2 protein-coding genes and 1 pseudogene are annotated in these 2,531 nt (G+C 52.0%); all 3 read left to right on the top strand.

What is annotated here, in order from left to right; translation table 11 throughout:
• A pseudogene (locus DBO31_RS09235) lies at positions 1–683 on the top strand (hypothetical protein); the annotation flags it as partial.
• The gene (locus DBO31_RS01855) at positions 680–1,345 is read left to right on the top strand and encodes a hypothetical protein (RefSeq protein ID WP_059076685.1); all 666 of its coding nucleotides are present in this window, start codon (positions 680–682) and stop codon (positions 1,343–1,345) included. The pseudogene DBO31_RS09235 and the gene DBO31_RS01855, both read left to right, overlap by 4 nt.
• Before the next feature lie 23 nt (positions 1,346–1,368).
• On the top strand, positions 1,369–2,531 hold a 1,163-nt coding region (locus tag DBO31_RS01850; protein WP_200817431.1), incomplete at its 3' end, for a hypothetical protein.

Below are 2,531 nucleotides of genomic sequence, written 5' to 3'. Positions count from 1 at the left end.
TTGGATTTTATGAAATGGTCCAGGGAATCCAGAGCGGTCATACCAAGCATACGAAGTTTGGCATCTGCGCCCTTCTTTGTCTGGTGGCGGCCTTCTTCTGGAGCGGCAGCGTTTCCCCGCTGGTACCGGTTGTGGCAATTATCATCCTGGCACTGGTGCTGATACAGATACGCCGCACATCAGACAGCCGCCGTGATGCGGCAGAACGGGCGCGGCACCGGACAGATCTGCGCCATAATGTAACGACGGTACGTGCAAACCGCAAAGCCCGCAGCCGCCGTAAAAAACAGCCGGCCTCTATCAGAAAAGCTGGATCTCCTGATGTTCCAGCCGGACAGCCGGCAGAAACGGATGATATGGCTGATGTGGCAGAAGAGATGCCGGAATGGATGAAATCGATTCACATGCCGGAACTAAAAGAAGAACCGGAACCGCCCGTTCCCCCGGCACAAACGGTTACGCCGAGAGAACCGGAACTATCCCGGTTTACGCCGCCCGTATTTCATAATCCTGATGACATCCCACTGCCTCCGTCCGTACCGGCAAAAGAAAAAGCACAGGCGCCGGCTGCCCGGCCGGCACAGCATCACGGTTCGCCCTGGGGCAGTGCTGCGCCTAAACCGGAAAGGGAAAAACACTTTACCCATTCTCCCTGGTCATCAGAAGGAGGCGATAGAAAATGAAATTACCAGATATGACTCTTCCTTCTGACAGCCGGATTAAATGGTTCGTCCTCATCGTGGTTTCTATCGTCCAGCTGGCTGCCCTGGGGTATATTGGCTGGCGCTGGCATAACATCACGGTCGATGGCATCCCTTACCAGTGGCAGTGCGTGCCCCGTCTGGAAGTGTCCAGCTTTGGCACCGATTATATACGCGTTGTCTTTCCCGAAGACACGGCTCCCTGGATGGATGTAACAGAACCAGAAGAACATCAGACTATATACGTGCATATTGCCCGTGACGATAAAGGCATGATGGAAATCAAAGGCGCATCGGCTTCTAAGCCGCTCATCGGAGGCGACTACATGGAAGCGAAAGTCGTTTCATATCATGATGGCAATGTACAGTTCCAGGTAGGCTTTAACCGCTATCGCATAGCTCCGGATAAAGCCGATGGCATTTATGACATTGCTTCTGGTGACAGTGTCATAGCCAGCATCCGCATGAAAAAAGGTCTGGGCGTCATTGAAGGTATTTATGTCAATGGCATTCCCCTGGAAGCATCCAGCAACGGCGCCGCTATGGAGGCAGCCCGGTCAGAACGGCAGGGTGGTGGAGAAACAAGGTCCTCCGGCCGGTCCCGTATCGTAGAATCGGGAATGGTACCGCCCAAGGAAGAATAATGCATGTAGAAAGAGAGGACTTTATGAAAACCTACCTAAAACTGGGATTGACCGTACTGCTTATAGCAGCCTTTTGTCTGCTCTCCGGCTTCCGGGCCCAGACGATCATCCACGACGATGGCAGTGAGACACAGGATGTGCTGAAAGTTTCAGAATCGGCGTCTGGTCAGAAGAAACTCCGGGCTGATGCGGATGAATTTCAGAAGCGGAATTATACGATCATGGATTATGACAACGACAATGGCAAGGGATTCCGGGCTATGAAGACCATTACCAAAGATGGTGCCAACCGCAGCTCCGTTGACCGCGTCGTACATAAGACCCATGACGGATTCTTTTGTTCGACCTATTATATTGATTATAATTTTACGGCTGACAGCATTAAAGAATTGCGACTGGGAATGCCCATTGAAGAAAATGGGGCGGACCTGGAATATATTGTCTCTTTTCCATCGGGAACGAATGTAAAGAGCAATGCGTCCAAAGCCGACGACCAGGGCAGTACATATATGTGGAGCCTGAATAATTCGTCTCCGTCTAAAATCAGCCTTCAGGCGACGGTATGGCATAAATTGGCGATTTATGTCGCCCTTTTTGCGATTGCAGCCATTCTGCTTTTTGTCATTATCATGGAAATACGCCGCCGGAATACGATCAGCTGGAAGCGGGCTGCCCACATGCGCCGTGTCGAAATCCTGGCATTGCTGCTTCCCCTGATTATATTCGGCTATATGGGATATGAATATTATACAGGCACTCATATCACGTCAGATGCCCTGGCGAAAGTGTCGCAACAGAAACAGGAAGAACTGCTGGAAAGCCGGGAAGAAGATAAAAAACTCCACGATGCAGATACAAAAAAACAGCGCAGCGATGAGCTGTCTATGAGTAAAATCCGCAGCAAGACGTTGGAACTTTCCAGTGCTCTCCGTGATCTGAACCGCAATTATCAGTCCGGACGCATCAGCCGCAGCGGGGCCCGGTCGGAGGCCGCCAGCGTCGCGTCCCAGGTACAGGAACTGCTCGACAGCAGCAAGGGCCTGTCCCAGGCTGACCGGGATGAATTGCTGCATCTTATTGAAGAAGCGGAATCCCTGGCCAGTGAACAGTCTTCTTCCAGTCAGGAGGAAGTCCGTTCAGCTGTTTCAGACGAACAGCGGCGGGCCGATGCTATCGCATCGGATAC

The sequence above is a fragment of the Megasphaera sp. DJF_B143 genome, assembly GCF_900320625.1.
In the GTDB taxonomy this organism is placed as follows: Bacteria; Bacillota; Negativicutes; order Veillonellales; family Megasphaeraceae; genus Megasphaera; species Megasphaera hexanoica.
This window is presented reverse-complemented; position numbering and strand designations above follow the sequence as displayed.